A 15,291-nucleotide genomic window follows, 5' to 3' on the forward strand; every position below is an offset into this window, starting at 1 on the left:
GCTTGATGAATTACGAGGAGCCGTAGAGAAAGTCTCTAAAGGTACAGCTTCTCACGATGTAAAAAATCTGGCCAATATTCCTCTAACGCGCCAATCTGAAAAGGTATTGAAGATCACTTACTTAGAGGCCAAAATATTCAAAAGCCAGCTCATAGGAACGGAGCACCTGCTATTATCCATCCTCAGGGATGAAGATAACATAGCTACGCAAATCCTTGAAAAATTTGACGTCAATTATGATGTTGTCAAAGAGCTTCTGGAATATCAAACAGAAAACCCTATGGCATCATCAGATACTGACGATCCGGATGATGATTCATCTAAAATTTTCGGGGGTGGTGCAGGATCAGGAGCCGGAAAAGAGAAAAAAGGCACTGAAAAATCCAGAACTCCGGTACTGGATAATTTCGGACGCGACCTGACTAAACTGGCCGAAGAGAATAAAATGGATCCGATAGTAGGCCGTGAAAAAGAAATTGAGCGCGTAGCCCAGATCCTTAGCCGTAGAAAGAAAAACAATCCTATACTTATTGGTGAACCAGGTGTTGGTAAAACTGCCATCGCAGAAGGTCTGGCTCTGAGAATCGTACAGAAGAAAGTATCAAGGGTACTCTTTGGCAAGCGTGTAGTAACACTTGACCTTGCTTCCCTTGTGGCGGGCACCAAATACCGCGGCCAGTTCGAAGAAAGAATGAAGGCTGTAATGAACGAATTGGAGAAATCCCCTGAAGTGATCCTGTTTATAGATGAGCTTCACACCATAGTTGGTGCAGGAGGAGCTTCCGGTTCACTGGATGCGTCCAACATGTTCAAACCTGCCCTGGCAAGAGGAGAGATCCAATGCATAGGTGCTACCACACTTGATGAGTACAGACAGTACATCGAAAAAGATGGTGCACTGGCCAGAAGGTTCCAGATGGTAATGGTTGATGCTACTACTCCTGAGGAAACTGTTCAGATACTGGACAACATCAAAGAAAAATATGAAGATCACCACCATGTAAACTATACGCCTGAGGCCATAGAAGCATGTGTGAAACTCTCTGACCGATACATCAGCGACAGATATCTGCCAGATAAGGCGATAGATGTACTCGATGAGGCTGGTGCGAGGGTACATATCAACAACATACACGTTCCTGATGAAATCGTGAAGCTTGAGGCTGCCATTGAGGACATTAAGGAAGAAAAGAACCAGGTGGTAAAAAGCCAGAAATACGAAGAAGCTGCCCAGCTAAGGGACAAAGAGAAGAAACTTCTTGAGCAGCTTGAGCAGGCTAAACACCGATGGGAAGAAGATACCAAGAGCAAGCGCTACACTGTAGATGAAGAAAATGTAGCTGATGTAATTGCCATGATGACCGGTATCCCTACCAAACGTATCGCTCAGAAAGAGAGCAACAAGCTTTTGGGCATGAACCAGGAGCTGAGCGGCAAAGTGATCGGACAGGACGATGCTATCAAAAAGCTTACGAAAGCAATCCAAAGAACCCGTGTGGGACTAAAAGATCCTAAGAAGCCTATTGGTTCGTTTATCTTCCTCGGCCCGACCGGTGTAGGTAAAACTGAGCTTGCCAAAGTACTTTCCACTTATCTGTTTGATAAAGAGGACACACTGATCAGGATAGACATGAGTGAATACATGGAGAAATTCTCCGTATCACGACTGGTTGGAGCGCCTCCGGGATATGTGGGTTATGAAGAAGGTGGCCAGCTTACTGAGAAAGTAAGAAGAAAGCCTTACAGTGTGGTATTGCTCGACGAAATCGAAAAAGCTCACCCAGATGTATTTAACCTGTTACTCCAGGTACTGGACGATGGTATACTTACCGATGGATTGGGTAGAAGGGTTGATTTCCGAAACACTATCATCATCATGACATCCAATATTGGTGTAAGGGATCTGAAAGATTTCGGAGCAGGAATTGGTTTCGCACCATCATCTAAGCAAAATAATGCTGATGATGTAATGAAATCAACAATCCAAAGTGCACTGAAAAAAGCTTTCAGCCCTGAATTCCTGAACAGACTTGATGATGTGATCGTATTTAACTCTCTGCAAAGGGAAGATATTCACAAGATCATCGATCTTACGCTGAACAAATTGTTCCAGAGAATCAAATCGCTTGGTTACAACGTAGAGTTGACCACAAAAGCGAAAGACTTCCTGGCAGAGAAGGGATATGATCCTCAGTATGGTGCAAGACCTTTGAACAGGGCCATTCAGAAATATCTGGAAGATTCTGTTGCCGAGGAGATCCTTAAAGGTGAGATCGAAGAAGGTGCAACCATAGTAGCAGATTACGACGGCAAAGGCGACGAGCTGAAGCTTAAAATGAAAAAGCCTAAGGCATCTAAGAAAGAAGAGAAAGAGGAATAATAATTTTCTAAATTAAATAAAGAAAAGGCCATCTCTTACGAAATGGCCTTTCTTCATTTGACTATTAAACGTCATTTATTAATTCTTCAACCAATACCATTAATCATTTTATCCAAAAATTTGTTTAATAATTAAAATATATTTATTTTGATACTATATGGAAATTAAGGCACCAGATTACGTAAAGAGCTATAAAGATGGTCGAGTAGAGCTGGAATTAGATACCGCTTTTAAATCTAAAAATGGCAAAATTTTACTTTCTAAAATTTCAGATTCATCTATACCACAGCTAATAATTAGGATGAAGCGTAATAAAAGCGTCGGAAAACATCCTCGAATGAGTCCAAAAGAAAAGGGCTAACTGAATGCCCTGGAATTTATTGATCTTTCCCCTCATTGGAGGGTATTATTTCTTACACACTTGTAAGCGCTTTAGATTTTATCACCTTAGAATTGAACGCCAAAGACTCATCTTTAACTCAACCATTCTTGGCACATTTTTTTTATCCCTTTCTTTTATCATTACTTCCATTGTCTCCAATCAGACTTGCCTTGATGAAGTTATAAGTTCAATACTTCCAGACGTACCATTTTTGGGAACATCTTTTCTATCCTTTATACTCGCTTTTGTGATGACACATCTCATCAACCTTTTTACAACGACAAATGATGAAAATTTTAGAGCAATAAGTAAAATTGGTAACGAATTGGAACGTACAATAGCCCAATCATATACAGATATGAGTTTACTCCAACTAACATTGGCAAATGGTAAGTTTTATGTGGGAATTGCTACTAAAATTGGTGCTCCGGGCGATTTAAGCTATTTAACAATATTTCCCCTTTATAGTGGATACAGAGACTCGGAAAGCAAGGAATTAATATTTAATACAGATTATACTTCTGCCTACGAATCCTATAAAGACAATGACCCAACTAATGATATAATAATGAATGTAGTTATCAAATGCGACCAAATAATAACCGCAACTCCATTTGACATTGAGCTATATAATAAATTTAACGAGGAAGAAAAGACAACTAGCGATTGAGCCTTAATGATAAATATCAAGAATAGATATTATTAAAACCTACCCATTAGTACCCTCCGCTATACTTTCTGATAAACCACTCCCCTGCCAAAAGGAAAAGCAGCAGGAAAAACAGCCATTTCAAATGAATAAATGGCAGGTACTTTTCACTGGTATGGATTGTACCCTGGGCTTTTAGGGTAGTTAATTCCTGTTTCAAACCGGTCATTTCGTCTGCTTTATAAAACTTCCCTCCGGTTTTGTCGGAGAGCTTTCTGAGCAGGTTGAAGTCGGCAGTCAGGTTGATGTTTTCGATTTGCAGTTCCTTGATGAGAAATTCCCCGTTCACTGTTTCCCTTTTATTACCCAACTGAGTGGATGCTGAGTATTTATAAACTCCCTCAGGCAGTCCGCTGATTTCGTAGCGGGTGTTATTTTCATTGGTTATATAGCTGTAGTTAAACTTTTTGCCTTCTGCATTGGTGAGGGTAAGATCTATTTTGTTGCCATAGACCCTTTCATACAGATCGTTATAGACTTCCGTATCGAATACTACTTTTTCATTGGTAAGAAACTCATTTTTAACCGGGTATGCCTTGAATTTCCTTTTATCTTCTTTCGAGGACAGGTACTGAACCAATTTTGTGATCAGTTCATTGAAAGCTTCATTATTACCATTTTCGGCGTAGTCCGTCAATTTCCACCGCCACAAGCCACTGCCCATGATCACCCCTCTTTTGCTATCGTTTTGATGCATTACCGCTATCAACGGCTTGTTGGTTGCTATACTTCCGACTTGTTGATACAGCAAAACATCGGCATCGGCAGACATGGAAACCCTGCCAAACGGCACTACAACAGGGGGAAATTCATCCATGGACTGTTGCAATTCATCAGAAAGTTTAAAGCTGTTGAATCCCTGGTTAAAAACAGCCGTAACCTGATCGTACTCTCCGGGTATAGCATCCAGTGACAATATTTTATTAAATGAATTGAACTGCCTTACATCGGTCTGGGAACCATACACCACAAGGGACGAGGCCTTTTCTTTTTCAAACTTCTCAGTAAAGCGCTTATACACCCCACTTCTATCAGGAATTTGATGATATATAACCAGGTCATATTTCTTATTTGAAGATGTTAGCTTTTGAACGTCTTCATTTATACTCAGTATATATTGATCTATAGTATAGTTGGCATTGCTCTCAACAGCCGATTTTAGGGCCTTAATATCCGGGTGAGGTGCCGGTGCCAAAAGAGCAATTTGTTCTTTACCTTCGATCACCTCAACATATGCTTGCTGAAGGTTATTGGTATAGGTAAATTCTCCATCTTTTCTTTCAACTGTAACCTGGTATCGCTGATACCCTTTCTCTTCCGCTTCAATAAGGAATTTAACATCAACTAACTGGTTATCACCACTTAGCTTTACCTGCTGCTCTGCAATTACATTTCCATTTTTAATTACCGAAACTTTTGCCTGTTGCCCGGCATACCCACGGTGTGTGACCTGGGCAATAAGTGGAAATTTATTGCCCTGATATGATATTTTGTTGTAGAGCAGGGACATGATCGACAGGTCGGATTTCTGAATGGTATCTCCTACCCCCAGCGTATAAATGTCAAAGTTGTAATCGGCAAAAGTGGGTGAAACTCCCTGGTTGTAAATACCATCTGATACCAGTACAACCCCACCAAGGTTTCGCCCTTCATAATCCTGCTTAATATCATTGAGAAGACTGCTCAGGTCGGTACTCTGCTTATCGTATTGCACCTGCTTCGGAAATTCATCGCTTTCATCTCCCGAGAGGTTCCGGAATTCGACACGGTATTGATCATCTATCTCAGAAGCTACCTGTCTGAGTTCTTCGTTGAAGGCCGCTAATTGCACGCTGTCTGTCACTTCCGCCAGGGATAATGAGTTATCGATGGCGAAGATCATAGCGGGCTGCTCTATGAGGTTTTTGATCTGTTTCAATACCGGAGAGATGAGCAGAGCTGCGATTATGGTTACCGTAAGCATACGGCAGGCAAACAAAAGCTTGTTCAGGCCGGCGCCCCACGGGCCGGACTTGGTGTATAATAAGAGTGCATACGCTGCTCCGGCGAGTACGCACAGCACTAAAAACCATGGGGAATGTTCAAAAATCAACGCGGGTTTCTGCATCACTGGATTAAAACGGTACTACGCAAATTAAGATAATTTCTACAAAATTTACCCTTAATAAGGATATGAACATGGGGATTAAGCCTTTGTTCATCATTAGGTTTCTGCTATATGTCGAATTATCTTTGATACGGCAATTTTAAGACGGTTATCTGGGTTAATTTTATGATATAAATGGAATAACGTGCAGAAGAAATTCATAGTATATTATCAGCGGACACCACGGGTACTGAAACACATTATCTTTTGGCTGGTGTTTATCAGTTTCTTTGCTGTGCTATGGGGCAGCTTTAATGATGATTATTTACACCAGTTTAAGATGCAGTTGCTCTACCTGCCTGAAAAGCTGTTTGCCACGTACATTGCCTTGTACATTCTCCTGCCCAAATACCTGTTAAAGGAAAAGTACTTCCTGTTCTTCTTCTGGGCGGTGGTCATACTGCTCATTGCAGGGCTTACCCACTGGCTGACCGCTTATTATATAGAGCGACCTATTTATTATCCGGAAGACGACTGGGGTGGCTTGTGGCATCCGTTGAAAATACTCAAATCAGCTACTTACATTTACCCGGTAGTAGTGCTGGCTACACTTATTAAATTTTTTAAGCATTGGTACAGAACACAGCAGGACTCTCAAAGCCTGGCAAGGGATAAACTACAGGCCGAATTAAAATTTTTAAGGGCACAGATACACCCTCACTTCCTCTTCAATACGCTGAATAACTTGTATGCCCTCGCACTCAAAAAATCTGATAGTGCTCCGGAAGTAGTATTGAAGCTGTCTGACCTGCTGAACTATATGCTTTATGAGTGTAATACAGATACAGTACCACTAACCAAAGAGATTGAACTGGTAAAGAACTATGTAGCGCTGGAAAAGCTCAGATATGGGGACAGGCTGGACGTTTCATTCTCAGTAAGGGGTGACGTATCGGGGAAGACCATTGCTCCCATGCTGGTATTGCCTTTTGTGGAGAATAGCTTCAAGCATGGTGTAAGTGGGGAAACTGACCACTCATGGATCAGTATAGACCTGAACGTAAAGGACGACCTGCTGACTTTGAAGGTGGACAATAGCAAAAGTGCTGACCAGACCATAGATGAGCAAAACTACAGGGAAGGTATTGGTCTTCAAAATGTAAACCGAAGGCTGGAACTGCTATATGGTGGCGGCTATGAATTGAAAATTCTGGATGCAGAAGATTCGTACCTGGTAGTACTCAAACTGCATTTAAACGAATACGCACAAAAAACGTAAATAACAAAATGAAGATCAGATGTATCATAGTGGACGATGAGCCTCTTGCCATTGAAGTCATCGAATCTTATATCAACCGGCTGGAGAACATTGAAATAGTGGCCAAATGCAGTAACGCACTGAAGGCATTTGAGATCTTAAAAAAGGAGCCTGTAGACCTGATCTTTCTTGACATCCAAATGCCTAAGCTTACGGGACTTGATTTTGTAAAAACCCTTCAAAACCCGCCGAAGGTAATTATCACTACTGCCTACCGCGATTATGCTCTGGAAGGTTATGAATTAAATGTAGTGGACTATCTGCTAAAACCGATTTCATTTGAAAGGTTCCTGAAAGCCGTGAGCCGCGTGTACCATACGGAAATGTCTCCGGAAGCAACACTAACCACTGATATAGAGTCTGAAGAAGCTTATATATACCTGAAAGCCGACAAAAAAATGGTTAAAGTACAGCTTAGGGACATCTTATACATTGAGAGCCTCAAAGACTATGTAAGGGTAAAAACGAGTGACAAAGAGGTGATAACCCATCAAAAAATAAGCTACCTGGAGGAAAAACTACCCGAAGAATGCTTCCTTCGTATTCATCGTTCGTTTATAGTCGCCCTTAAAAAGATTGAGACCTACTCGGCTACTTCCATAGAAGTGCCCGGCAAAGAACTTCCTATTGGCAGGCTTTATAAAGACCAGGTCCTGGAGGTATTGAATGCTAAGCATCAGATTTAACTGGGGGCTGGTTGCTGGTGGCTGGTGGCTGGGTACTGGTTTCCGGGTGACTGACTGTGCTTGCTTCAATCTTCGGTTTCCTAATTTATGGTTTAAAAACACCCCTATAATCCCCTCAAGGGGATAGTAGTGGCGTAAAAATATTTAAATCCCGATTCTTTAATACACACCGTTTGACCAATTACTGGTCACCGATTGCCAAATTACCGATCACCAAACTAATACCCATACTTCTCCTTCCAGAGGGCTTTCAGGCGCTTTCTCATTTCTTCTTCGCGGGCATTTTTGCCGGGGTCGTAAAGTTTGGAGTTTTTGATCTGGTCGGGCAGGAACTCCATGCTTACAAAGTTATTGGCGAAGTCGTGTGCATACTTGTAGCCCTGGCCATAGCCGGAGTCTTTCATGAGCTTGGTGGGGGCATTTCGTATGGACATGGGCACGGGCAGGTCGCCGGTTTCCCTTACCATCGCTTTGGCTTTTTTAATAGCCATATAACTGGCATTGCTTTTGGGTGAACAGGCCAGGTATGTGGCACATTGGGAAAGTATGATCTCTGCTTCAGGGTAACCTATCACATTTACGGCCTGAAAGGTATTGTTGGCAATCACCAGTGCAGTGGGATTGGCATTACCGATGTCCTCAGAGGCCATGATCAACATGCGGCGTGCAATGAACTTGACATCTTCGCCGCCCTCTATCATACGTGCCATGTAATAGACCGCGGCGTTGGGATCACTGCCTCTGAGGGATTTGATAAAAGCAGAAATAATATCGTAATGCTGCTCTCCGGATTTATCATAAATGGCCACGCGCTGCTGTGCTATGTCCATTACCTTTTCATCCGTGATCTCAATCTCATCACCAGCCAATGAATCAAAAACAAGCTCCAGGAGGTTGAGTAGTTTGCGGGCATCGCCACCGGAGATGTTGAGCATAGCCTTGTGCTCTTTCAGATGAACGTTCTTCTTTTTTAGCTTTTCATCCTTTTTCAGCACCATGTCGATCAGCCGGAGCAAATCTTCTTCGGTTAACGATCGCAGGGTATAGACCTGGCTACGGCTGAGCAAAGCTGAGTTTACTTCAAATGACGGGTTTTCAGTAGTTGCGCCAATTAATGTAATGGTTCCTTTCTCTACTGCCCCGAGCAAAGCATCCTGCTGAGATTTATTAAAGCGGTGGATCTCGTCGATGAAGAGTATGGCTTTGGACTGCCGCTTCGCTTTTTCTATAACTTCTCGTACGTCTTTAACCCCTGCACTTACGGCACTTAAGGTATAGAATGGTGACTTTACCTGGTTGGCAATAATGTTGGCGATTGTAGTTTTACCCACTCCGGGAGGCCCCCAGAGTATCATGGACGGGACTACTCCGGATTTAATGGTCTTCCTTAAAATTCCTCCCTCTCCTACCAAATGCTCCTGGCCTATGAGCTCATCGAGGGACGTAGGCCGCATGCGTTCTGCCAAAGGTAAATTCAAATCAAACATCACAGTATTTTATTTTAAAGGTAACAATTTTCAATTCTTTAAATCATAGTTTTGGGCATGCCCGGAAAGATAAAAATACACAGTGTACTCCTTTTTGTTACTCTGATCTATGGTGCCAACTACACGGTTGCAAAGTTCGTAATGCCGGAGTATTTAGAGCCCTTTGGCTTTATTGTTTTTCGGATTATTCTGGGCACTTTACTCTTTTGGATTTTCAGTGCTGTTACCGGAGCGGATAAGATTAAATCGCGAAAGGATTTTGGCCTGCTCTTTCTTTGCGGCCTGTTTGGGGTAGCGGCCAACCAACTGCTGTTTTTCAAAGGCCTCAGCCTCACTAACCCGATCAATGGCTCGGTGATCATGACCACCTCTCCTATCATGGTGATGATTGTGGCTTATGCCCTGGGGAAAGAGGGTATTACGGTTAAAAAAATTATAGGTGTATTAATCGGAGCTCTCGGAGCCTATCTCCTACTTACCAAGGATGGCGTTTCGCTAAGTGAAGGTACATTTCTGGGTGACCTGCTCATCCTCCTCAACGGATCATCCTACGCGGTCTACCTTGTGCTTGTAAAGCCTCTAATGGCCAAGTACAAAGCGATCACGGTTATAAAATGGGTGTTTTTATTTGGCGGCATCATTGCCTTCCCCTTTGGTATCAGTGAGCTCAGCGCCGTCGATTGGGCCAGCATTCCGGTCTCCATCTGGTTTTGCATAGCTTATGTTATCCTTGCTGCTACATTTTTGGTTTATCTGCTTAATGTATGGTCATTGAAGTTCGTAAATTCCTCTCTGGTTGGCAGTTATATTTATTTACAACCAGTGTTTGCTACACTGGTGGCTGTAGCATTTCGTGACGACCAACTGGATGTTTTTACCGTACTGTATTCTATGGTAATCATGCTTGGAGTATACCTCGTAAGTCAGAAATGATTGTATAGCTCGCTGGTTTTTGATAATTTAACGTGATCAATTAAAACCGGAACATAAAAATCATGAGTGGATTAATCTATTTAATTGGGCTTATTTGTGCGATTTGGGTCATTTATGATGTCTGGGTTGTCAATAAAAGGTTGGATGAAACTTCTAAACTTCTTTGGACTATCCTTGCAGTTTTTGCCAATATACTGGCAGCCATCATATATTACTTTATACACAAAAGGAGGGCTTACTAAGCTGCCCTCCTCCTTTATCAATTACGATTTACGGAACCAAGTCAGAAACTGAGCTGGCTCAATACATTTATGGTGAAGTCTAATGCGCCATCATCAAAGTCCAGGTGTGTTACAAATCTTATTTCCCTTGGCCCAAAAGCTACCGCTTTAACCCCTTTCTGATCAAGCTGCTGTAAAAATGCATCGGTAGTAATGCCTTGAGCCAGTTCAAAGATCAAAATATTAGTATCTACCGGAAGTACATTGTTCACATAGTGCATGTCTTCAAGCACTTTTCCTATTTTGCGCGCCCGTTGATGGTCTTCTGTCAGCCTTTGTACATGGTGATCGAGGGCATAAATACCGGCTGCCGCCAAATATCCGGCTTGACGCATGCCTCCGCCAAATACTTTGCGCATGCGCCGGGCTTTACGGATATGCTCAGCTTTACCCAACAAAACCGAGCCGACCGGCGCTCCCAGGCCTTTGGACAGGCATATTGAAATGGTATCAAAATATTTTCCATAATCACCGGGCTTATCGCCGGTCTCTGCCAAAGCATTAAAAAGGCGGGCACCGTCAAGGTGCATTTTAATGCCTCGTGACATGCATGCCTCAGATATTTCTGCAATCTCTGACAAGGTATAATAGCTACCTCCACCTTTGTTAACCGTATTCTCCAATGACACAATGGAGGATACCGGCAAATGGATATCATCAGCATTAACGTTGGCCAAAATATCGTCCAGATTAATCCTGCCCCTGTCGCCTTCAAGCAACCTGAATGATAGGCCGCTATTACCTGCCACACCACCACCTTCGTATTTATAGATATGTGAGCCTTTGTAGCAAATCACTTCTTCGTAAGGGTTTGAAAGCACATTGATCCCTATTTGGTTTGTCATGGTGCCGGATGGACAAAAAATGGCTGCATCCATACCAAAAAGCCGTGCACATTTTTCTTCCAGCTCATTTACGGTAGGGTCTTCACCAAAAACGTCGTCACCCACTCGGGCATGCATCATTGCCTCCAGCATGCCGGGCGTTGGTTTGGTCACTGTATCACTTCGAAGGTCTGCTATCATCGGGTATTATTTTTTTGTAAAAGCATTATTAAGATAAGGATTCAGGCTTATTCCAGCCTTACTGATCAAATATAATAAGTACCTGTACAATGTCACCTATCTTCTCCCCTATGATATTTTTCATTTTTTGAACTACCTTAGACCAAACTTTTCAGAAGCATGAAGAATAGTAAAGCAGCCATTGGTTTCATTTTTGTTACACTGCTGATCGATGTAATCGGCCTGGGCATTATTATTCCTGTAATGCCAACGCTTATTGCCGAGCTTATCAATGGAGACATCAGCGATGCGGCAGTTTACGGTGGCTGGCTGGTATTTGCCTATGCTTCCATGCAGTTTGTTTTCGCCCCTGTGTTGGGAGGCTTGAGCGACAGGTTTGGCCGCCGCCCGGTATTGCTTTTTTCCCTTTTTGGTTTTGGTGTAGATTATATTTTCATGGCTTTGGCACCTACTATCGGCTGGCTGTTTGTAGGGAGGTTAATCTCCGGGATCACCGGAGCCAGTTTTACAACCGCATCAGCCTATATTGCAGATGTAAGCCCTCCGGAAAAGCGTTCGCAAAACTTTGGCATTATCGGCGCCGCCTTCGGGCTGGGTTTCATCGTTGGGCCCCTATTAGGTGGTGTGTTGGGGCAGTTTGGCCCTCGTGTACCTTTTATGGCGGCGGCAGCACTGACACTTATTAACTGGCTTTATGGCTATCTCGTGCTGCCTGAATCCTTAAAGCAGGAAGACCGGCGACCTTTCGAATGGAGTCGTGCCAACCCGGTCGGTTCATTGCTTCAGTTTAAAAAATATCCTGTTATCCTTGGCCTGGTCTCGTCGCTGGTGCTGGTCTATATTGCAGCTCATGCCACACAAAGCACCTGGGCATACTTCACTATGGAAAAGTTTAAGTGGGGTGAAGACTGGGTCGGATATTCCCTCGCTTTTGTCGGCCTGATGGTAGCACTGGTTCAGGGAGTACTGATTCGCATTATTTTACCCAAGATAGGACAGGTAAAAGGTGTCTACATCGGGCTTTTTGTATATGCTGTTGGGTTCATGCTGTTCGCCTATGCTTATGAAGGCTGGATGATGTTTGCCTTTACGGTGATCTACGCGATGGGTGGGCTTGCCGGCCCGTCATTGCAGGGTATCATGTCCAACCAGGTACCTGCCTCTGAGCAAGGCGAGTTACAAGGTGGCCTCACCAGCCTGATCAGTGTAACTTCCATCATAGGGCCTCCGCTTATGACCGGTATATTTGCCTATTTTACTGATCCCAATGCTTACGAGGTTTACTTCCCGGGAGCACCTTTTGTATTGGGGGCCTTGCTCACACTGATCAGCCTCGGACTGGCATTCCGTACTTTTCAAAACCTTAAAACGTAAAAAAGGCTGCCTTTAACAGCAGCCTTTTAACAGAAATTAAACACAAGACCTTATCTGGAGAACTTCACTATCCGGCCTCTTTGAAGCGGATTGTTTGATTCATCTACTATTGAATACAGGTAGATACCATTCTCCACATCATCAAGGGCAACTTCCCCATTGCTATTCACATTTTTTACGGTGGTACCGTTGATTGATTTCACTTCTATTTTCACCGGTTGGCCATCAGCAGTCAATGACAATAAGTTTTTATCAGTTCTAAAGTTTTTCTCAACATTGGTCAGGTTGCCTTCAAACATACCTTCTGATTCCAAAACCGGTGCTTCCTCGCCTGACATACGTGCGCTTGAAGCCTGGTAGCTGATAGTCTGGTTAAGCAACCAGGCATACAGATTGGTAATTCCGGGATCGAAAGACCTTTTCCAGCTTTGCTCCTGGCTACCTGACTCAGTCACAAAATGTGTGGTGTTCGAAGTGCAGTTATCTACTTTGTTGTAGAAGCTCAGGGCATCGTTATAGTTATTCACTTCATCAAGGTTAGAGTTAGCCATGTAAAGGGCAGCTCCGCTTGAAGCGATGTTGCAGGCCACTGACAATGGCATAGAGTAGCTGATTGCTGCTGCTGCCGCCCATCGGTTAGGGCTGTTGGTGCCGTCCATCAATCTGTAAAGGCCATCCACTGCGCCACCGTCAAAACCTACCAGGTAGATGCGGTTTTGGTCTACAGGATAGTTTGCCACTACATAATCGTAAAACCTGTCCACTTTACCTTTCCAGAAGCCTGATCCTTTAGTGATCTGAGGGCTCAGTACGATGAAGCACTGTCCGTTGGCACAAATCTCTTTGCCCTGATCAGCATAGTACAACGGGCCTTCTGCCTTTACCAGGTCAAGGTTCGTTCCTTCTGCTTTATCTGAGTGCAGATAAATGATAACAGGGTATTTCTTAGATGCATCATAAGAAGATGGCAGGTATTGCATAAATGGCATGCCATCAGATGAAACCTTCTTTGTAAGTGTTGCAATCGTATTGGTATTATCGCCAGAGCCCGAACCCGAGCCATTTCCTACCACTACAGTAACCTGATCGCTTGCCTGGCCTCCATCGTTGTCTTTAACAGTAACTTCCAGCACATAGGTACCTTCTACAAAATGTACCAGTGTAAGTTTGCTTCTGTCAGGATTCCAAAGACTGGCAGATGGTCCGCTTACTTTTTTCCAGCTATAGGAAGCGATTGAACCGTCAGCGTCAGAAGCCTTGGCAACCAGATAAATAGCAGTTTCTGAAGTGCTGGCATTTACATCCGCACCGGCATTAACCGTTGGCAATTGGTTGGTAGTAGAACCACCACCTCCACCAGAAGATGCCTGCACGGTCAGCAATACATTGTCAGTAGCTTTGGCTCCGCCATTATCCGTAACGGTAACCTGAAACTTATAAGTACCTTCTGTAAGGCCTCCTACAGTTACACTGGCCCTGTCGGCATTCCACAAGTTAGCAGTTGGCCCGCTCACCTGAGTCCAGGCAAAAGCAGCTATAGAGCCATCGGGATCAGAAGCAGTAGCTTCAAAGCCTACAGATGTAGTTCCGGCAGGAGCAGTTACATCCTGACCTGCATTTACTACAGGGGGCTGGTTGGTAGTAGAACCACCGCCTCCACCGCCGCTTCCGCTGCCGTCAAGCGTGTGTGCCAGTAACCATTCGTATACATTTGGACTATACTGAGAATGGTCAGTTTTATATACATCATTCCAAATCCAGTGTTCGCCATTCTGGATGGCAGTAAATTGGTTTTCCTGTCCGTTGCTCTCACAGTTATTAACTGAGTTGTACATGGCAAGGCCTGAGTTATAACCGATCACATCATCGGAGGTACCGTGAAAAGCCCATACAGGAATATTTCTTTCTGCTACAATACAACCTTTATTGGTATTGCCCCATGCACAAAGCGGAGCAACTGCAGCCAGATTATTGTTTGAGTTTTCAACATCATAAGCCCTTTCCCAAACACCATTACCACCTAATGACAGACCTGTCAGGTAGATCCTGTTGGGATCGTAACGGTAGTTATTGGGACCATTCAGGACGTAATCCCAAAACTCTTTTTGGGCATAACCTGTCCAGTTGCCGCTTCCGGTCAACTGCGGTGACAATACGATAAAGCATTCCTGCTTTCCATTAACATCAAAGCAAAGACTACCCTTATTCTCAATTTCTTTCGGAGGACCATTTTTGGCCACTTTGTACATATCAGCGGGTGAGCTTCCTCTTTCTCCTGCGCCATGTAAAAAAATAAGTAGGGGATACTTCTTGGTAGGATTACTACTGTAACCAGGAGGTAAATGTTCCAAATACCCCTGGACCTTGTTCAGCGCCACAGTTTTGACTTTGTTGTACTTAAGAGCAGAGTTTTGTGCAAAACCTACAAAACTTGCCAGGATCAAAAGTGTTGTGATTGTTAACTTCATTAATCTGTGAGTTAAACTTAAAAAATTGATTTTAGACAGTTAAAGGCGTGGATCAAATGCTACACTTACCAACCTCACTTAACTGATGCTGCAAATGTATAGGGTAGGAAAAAGTATTGTACTATAAGAATATATGAGGCGCAGGTTCTGTCGACGAAACCA

12 protein-coding genes are annotated in these 15,291 nt (G+C 43.4%); 8 read left to right on the forward strand and 4 right to left on the reverse strand.

The genetic code is table 11. From position 1 onward, the window contains the following. From E1163_RS20190 to E1163_RS20200, 3 genes are all read left to right on the forward strand, one after another. Window positions 1-2,380 (forward strand): ATP-dependent Clp protease ATP-binding subunit (locus E1163_RS20190; protein ID WP_155174271.1); only part of this gene is annotated, 2,380 nt, incomplete at its 5' end. Between the two features lie 157 nt (window positions 2,381-2,537). After that, complete coding sequence (locus tag E1163_RS20195; RefSeq protein ID WP_155174272.1) at window positions 2,538-2,741, forward strand: hypothetical protein; 204 nt, start codon at window positions 2,538-2,540, stop codon at window positions 2,739-2,741. A 4-nt stretch (window positions 2,742-2,745) separates the two neighbouring features. After that, entirely contained in the window at window positions 2,746-3,432 is a 687-nt protein-coding gene (locus tag E1163_RS20200) for a hypothetical protein (RefSeq protein WP_155174273.1), read from the forward strand. Window positions 3,433-3,478: 46 nt separating this feature from the next. On the opposite strand, the gene E1163_RS20205 is transcribed toward E1163_RS20200, so the two are convergent. Beyond that, window positions 3,479-5,578, reverse strand: a complete 2,100-nt coding sequence (locus E1163_RS20205; protein ID WP_155174274.1) for a hypothetical protein — start codon at window positions 5,576-5,578, stop codon at window positions 3,479-3,481. A gap of 184 nt (window positions 5,579-5,762) precedes the next feature. Between E1163_RS20205 and E1163_RS20210 the strand changes: the two genes are divergently transcribed. Continuing rightward, the gene (locus E1163_RS20210) at window positions 5,763-6,836 is read left to right on the forward strand and encodes a sensor histidine kinase (RefSeq protein WP_343033901.1); all 1,074 of its coding nucleotides are present in this window, start codon (window positions 5,763-5,765) and stop codon (window positions 6,834-6,836) included. A gap of 8 nt (window positions 6,837-6,844) precedes the next feature. Then, window positions 6,845-7,561 (forward strand): LytR/AlgR family response regulator transcription factor, encoded by a 717-nt coding sequence (locus E1163_RS20215; RefSeq protein ID WP_155174275.1) that lies wholly within the window; start codon window positions 6,845-6,847, stop codon window positions 7,559-7,561. 218 nt (window positions 7,562-7,779) lie between these two features. Here the strand turns inward: E1163_RS20215 and E1163_RS20220 are convergent, their stop codons facing one another. Further along, a complete protein-coding gene (locus E1163_RS20220) occupies window positions 7,780-9,048 on the reverse strand; it encodes a replication-associated recombination protein A (protein ID WP_155174276.1) in 1,269 nt (422 codons plus the stop codon). Between the two features lie 57 nt (window positions 9,049-9,105). Between E1163_RS20220 and E1163_RS20225 the strand changes: the two genes are divergently transcribed. Both E1163_RS20225 and E1163_RS31760 read left to right on the forward strand, forming a co-directional pair. Further along, window positions 9,106-9,981, forward strand: a complete 876-nt coding sequence (locus tag E1163_RS20225) for a DMT family transporter (protein ID WP_155174277.1) — start codon at window positions 9,106-9,108, stop codon at window positions 9,979-9,981. A 62-nt stretch (window positions 9,982-10,043) separates the two neighbouring features. Continuing rightward, a complete protein-coding gene (locus tag E1163_RS31760) occupies window positions 10,044-10,223 on the forward strand; it encodes a PLDc N-terminal domain-containing protein (RefSeq protein WP_155174278.1) in 180 nt (59 codons plus the stop codon). A 41-nt stretch (window positions 10,224-10,264) separates the two neighbouring features. Here the strand turns inward: E1163_RS31760 and E1163_RS20235 are convergent, their stop codons facing one another. Next, window positions 10,265-11,287 carry a threonine aldolase family protein gene (locus E1163_RS20235; protein WP_155174279.1) on the reverse strand — a complete coding sequence of 341 codons (1,023 nt, stop codon included), beginning with the start codon at window positions 11,285-11,287 and terminating at the stop codon, window positions 10,265-10,267. A gap of 159 nt (window positions 11,288-11,446) precedes the next feature. On the opposite strand from E1163_RS20235, the gene E1163_RS20240 reads away from it, so the two are divergent. Next, window positions 11,447-12,661, forward strand: coding sequence for a TCR/Tet family MFS transporter (locus tag E1163_RS20240; protein ID WP_155174280.1), 1,215 nt, complete (start codon window positions 11,447-11,449; stop codon window positions 12,659-12,661). A gap of 50 nt (window positions 12,662-12,711) precedes the next feature. Here the strand turns inward: E1163_RS20240 and E1163_RS20245 are convergent, their stop codons facing one another. Further along, window positions 12,712-15,129, reverse strand: a complete 2,418-nt coding sequence (locus tag E1163_RS20245) for a carboxylesterase family protein (protein ID WP_155174281.1) — start codon at window positions 15,127-15,129, stop codon at window positions 12,712-12,714. Window positions 15,130-15,291 lie beyond the last annotated feature (162 nt).

Source organism: Fulvivirga kasyanovii (assembly GCF_009711405.1).
GTDB classification, from domain to species: domain Bacteria; phylum Bacteroidota; class Bacteroidia; order Cytophagales; family Cyclobacteriaceae; genus Fulvivirga; species Fulvivirga kasyanovii.

Bases quoted from the DNA above. Each gene is read 5' to 3' on its own strand.
- E1163_RS20195 (WP_155174272.1), top strand. From the start codon at position 2,538: ATGGAAATTAAGGCACCAGATTACGTAAAGAGCTATAAAGATGGTCGA.
- E1163_RS20200 (WP_155174273.1), top strand. From the start codon at position 2,746: ATGCCCTGGAATTTATTGATCTTTCCCCTCATTGGAGGGTATTATTTC.
- E1163_RS20205 (WP_155174274.1), bottom strand. From the start codon at position 5,578: ATGCAGAAACCCGCGTTGATTTTTGAACATTCCCCATGGTTTTTAGTG.
- E1163_RS20215 (WP_155174275.1), top strand. From the start codon at position 6,845: ATGAAGATCAGATGTATCATAGTGGACGATGAGCCTCTTGCCATTGAA.
- E1163_RS20220 (WP_155174276.1), bottom strand. From the start codon at position 9,048: ATGTTTGATTTGAATTTACCTTTGGCAGAACGCATGCGGCCTACGTCC.
- E1163_RS20225 (WP_155174277.1), top strand. From the start codon at position 9,106: ATGCCCGGAAAGATAAAAATACACAGTGTACTCCTTTTTGTTACTCTG.
- E1163_RS31760 (WP_155174278.1), top strand. From the start codon at position 10,044: ATGAGTGGATTAATCTATTTAATTGGGCTTATTTGTGCGATTTGGGTC.
- E1163_RS20235 (WP_155174279.1), bottom strand. From the start codon at position 11,287: ATGATAGCAGACCTTCGAAGTGATACAGTGACCAAACCAACGCCCGGC.
- E1163_RS20240 (WP_155174280.1), top strand. From the start codon at position 11,447: ATGAAGAATAGTAAAGCAGCCATTGGTTTCATTTTTGTTACACTGCTG.
- E1163_RS20245 (WP_155174281.1), bottom strand. From the start codon at position 15,129: ATGAAGTTAACAATCACAACACTTTTGATCCTGGCAAGTTTTGTAGGT.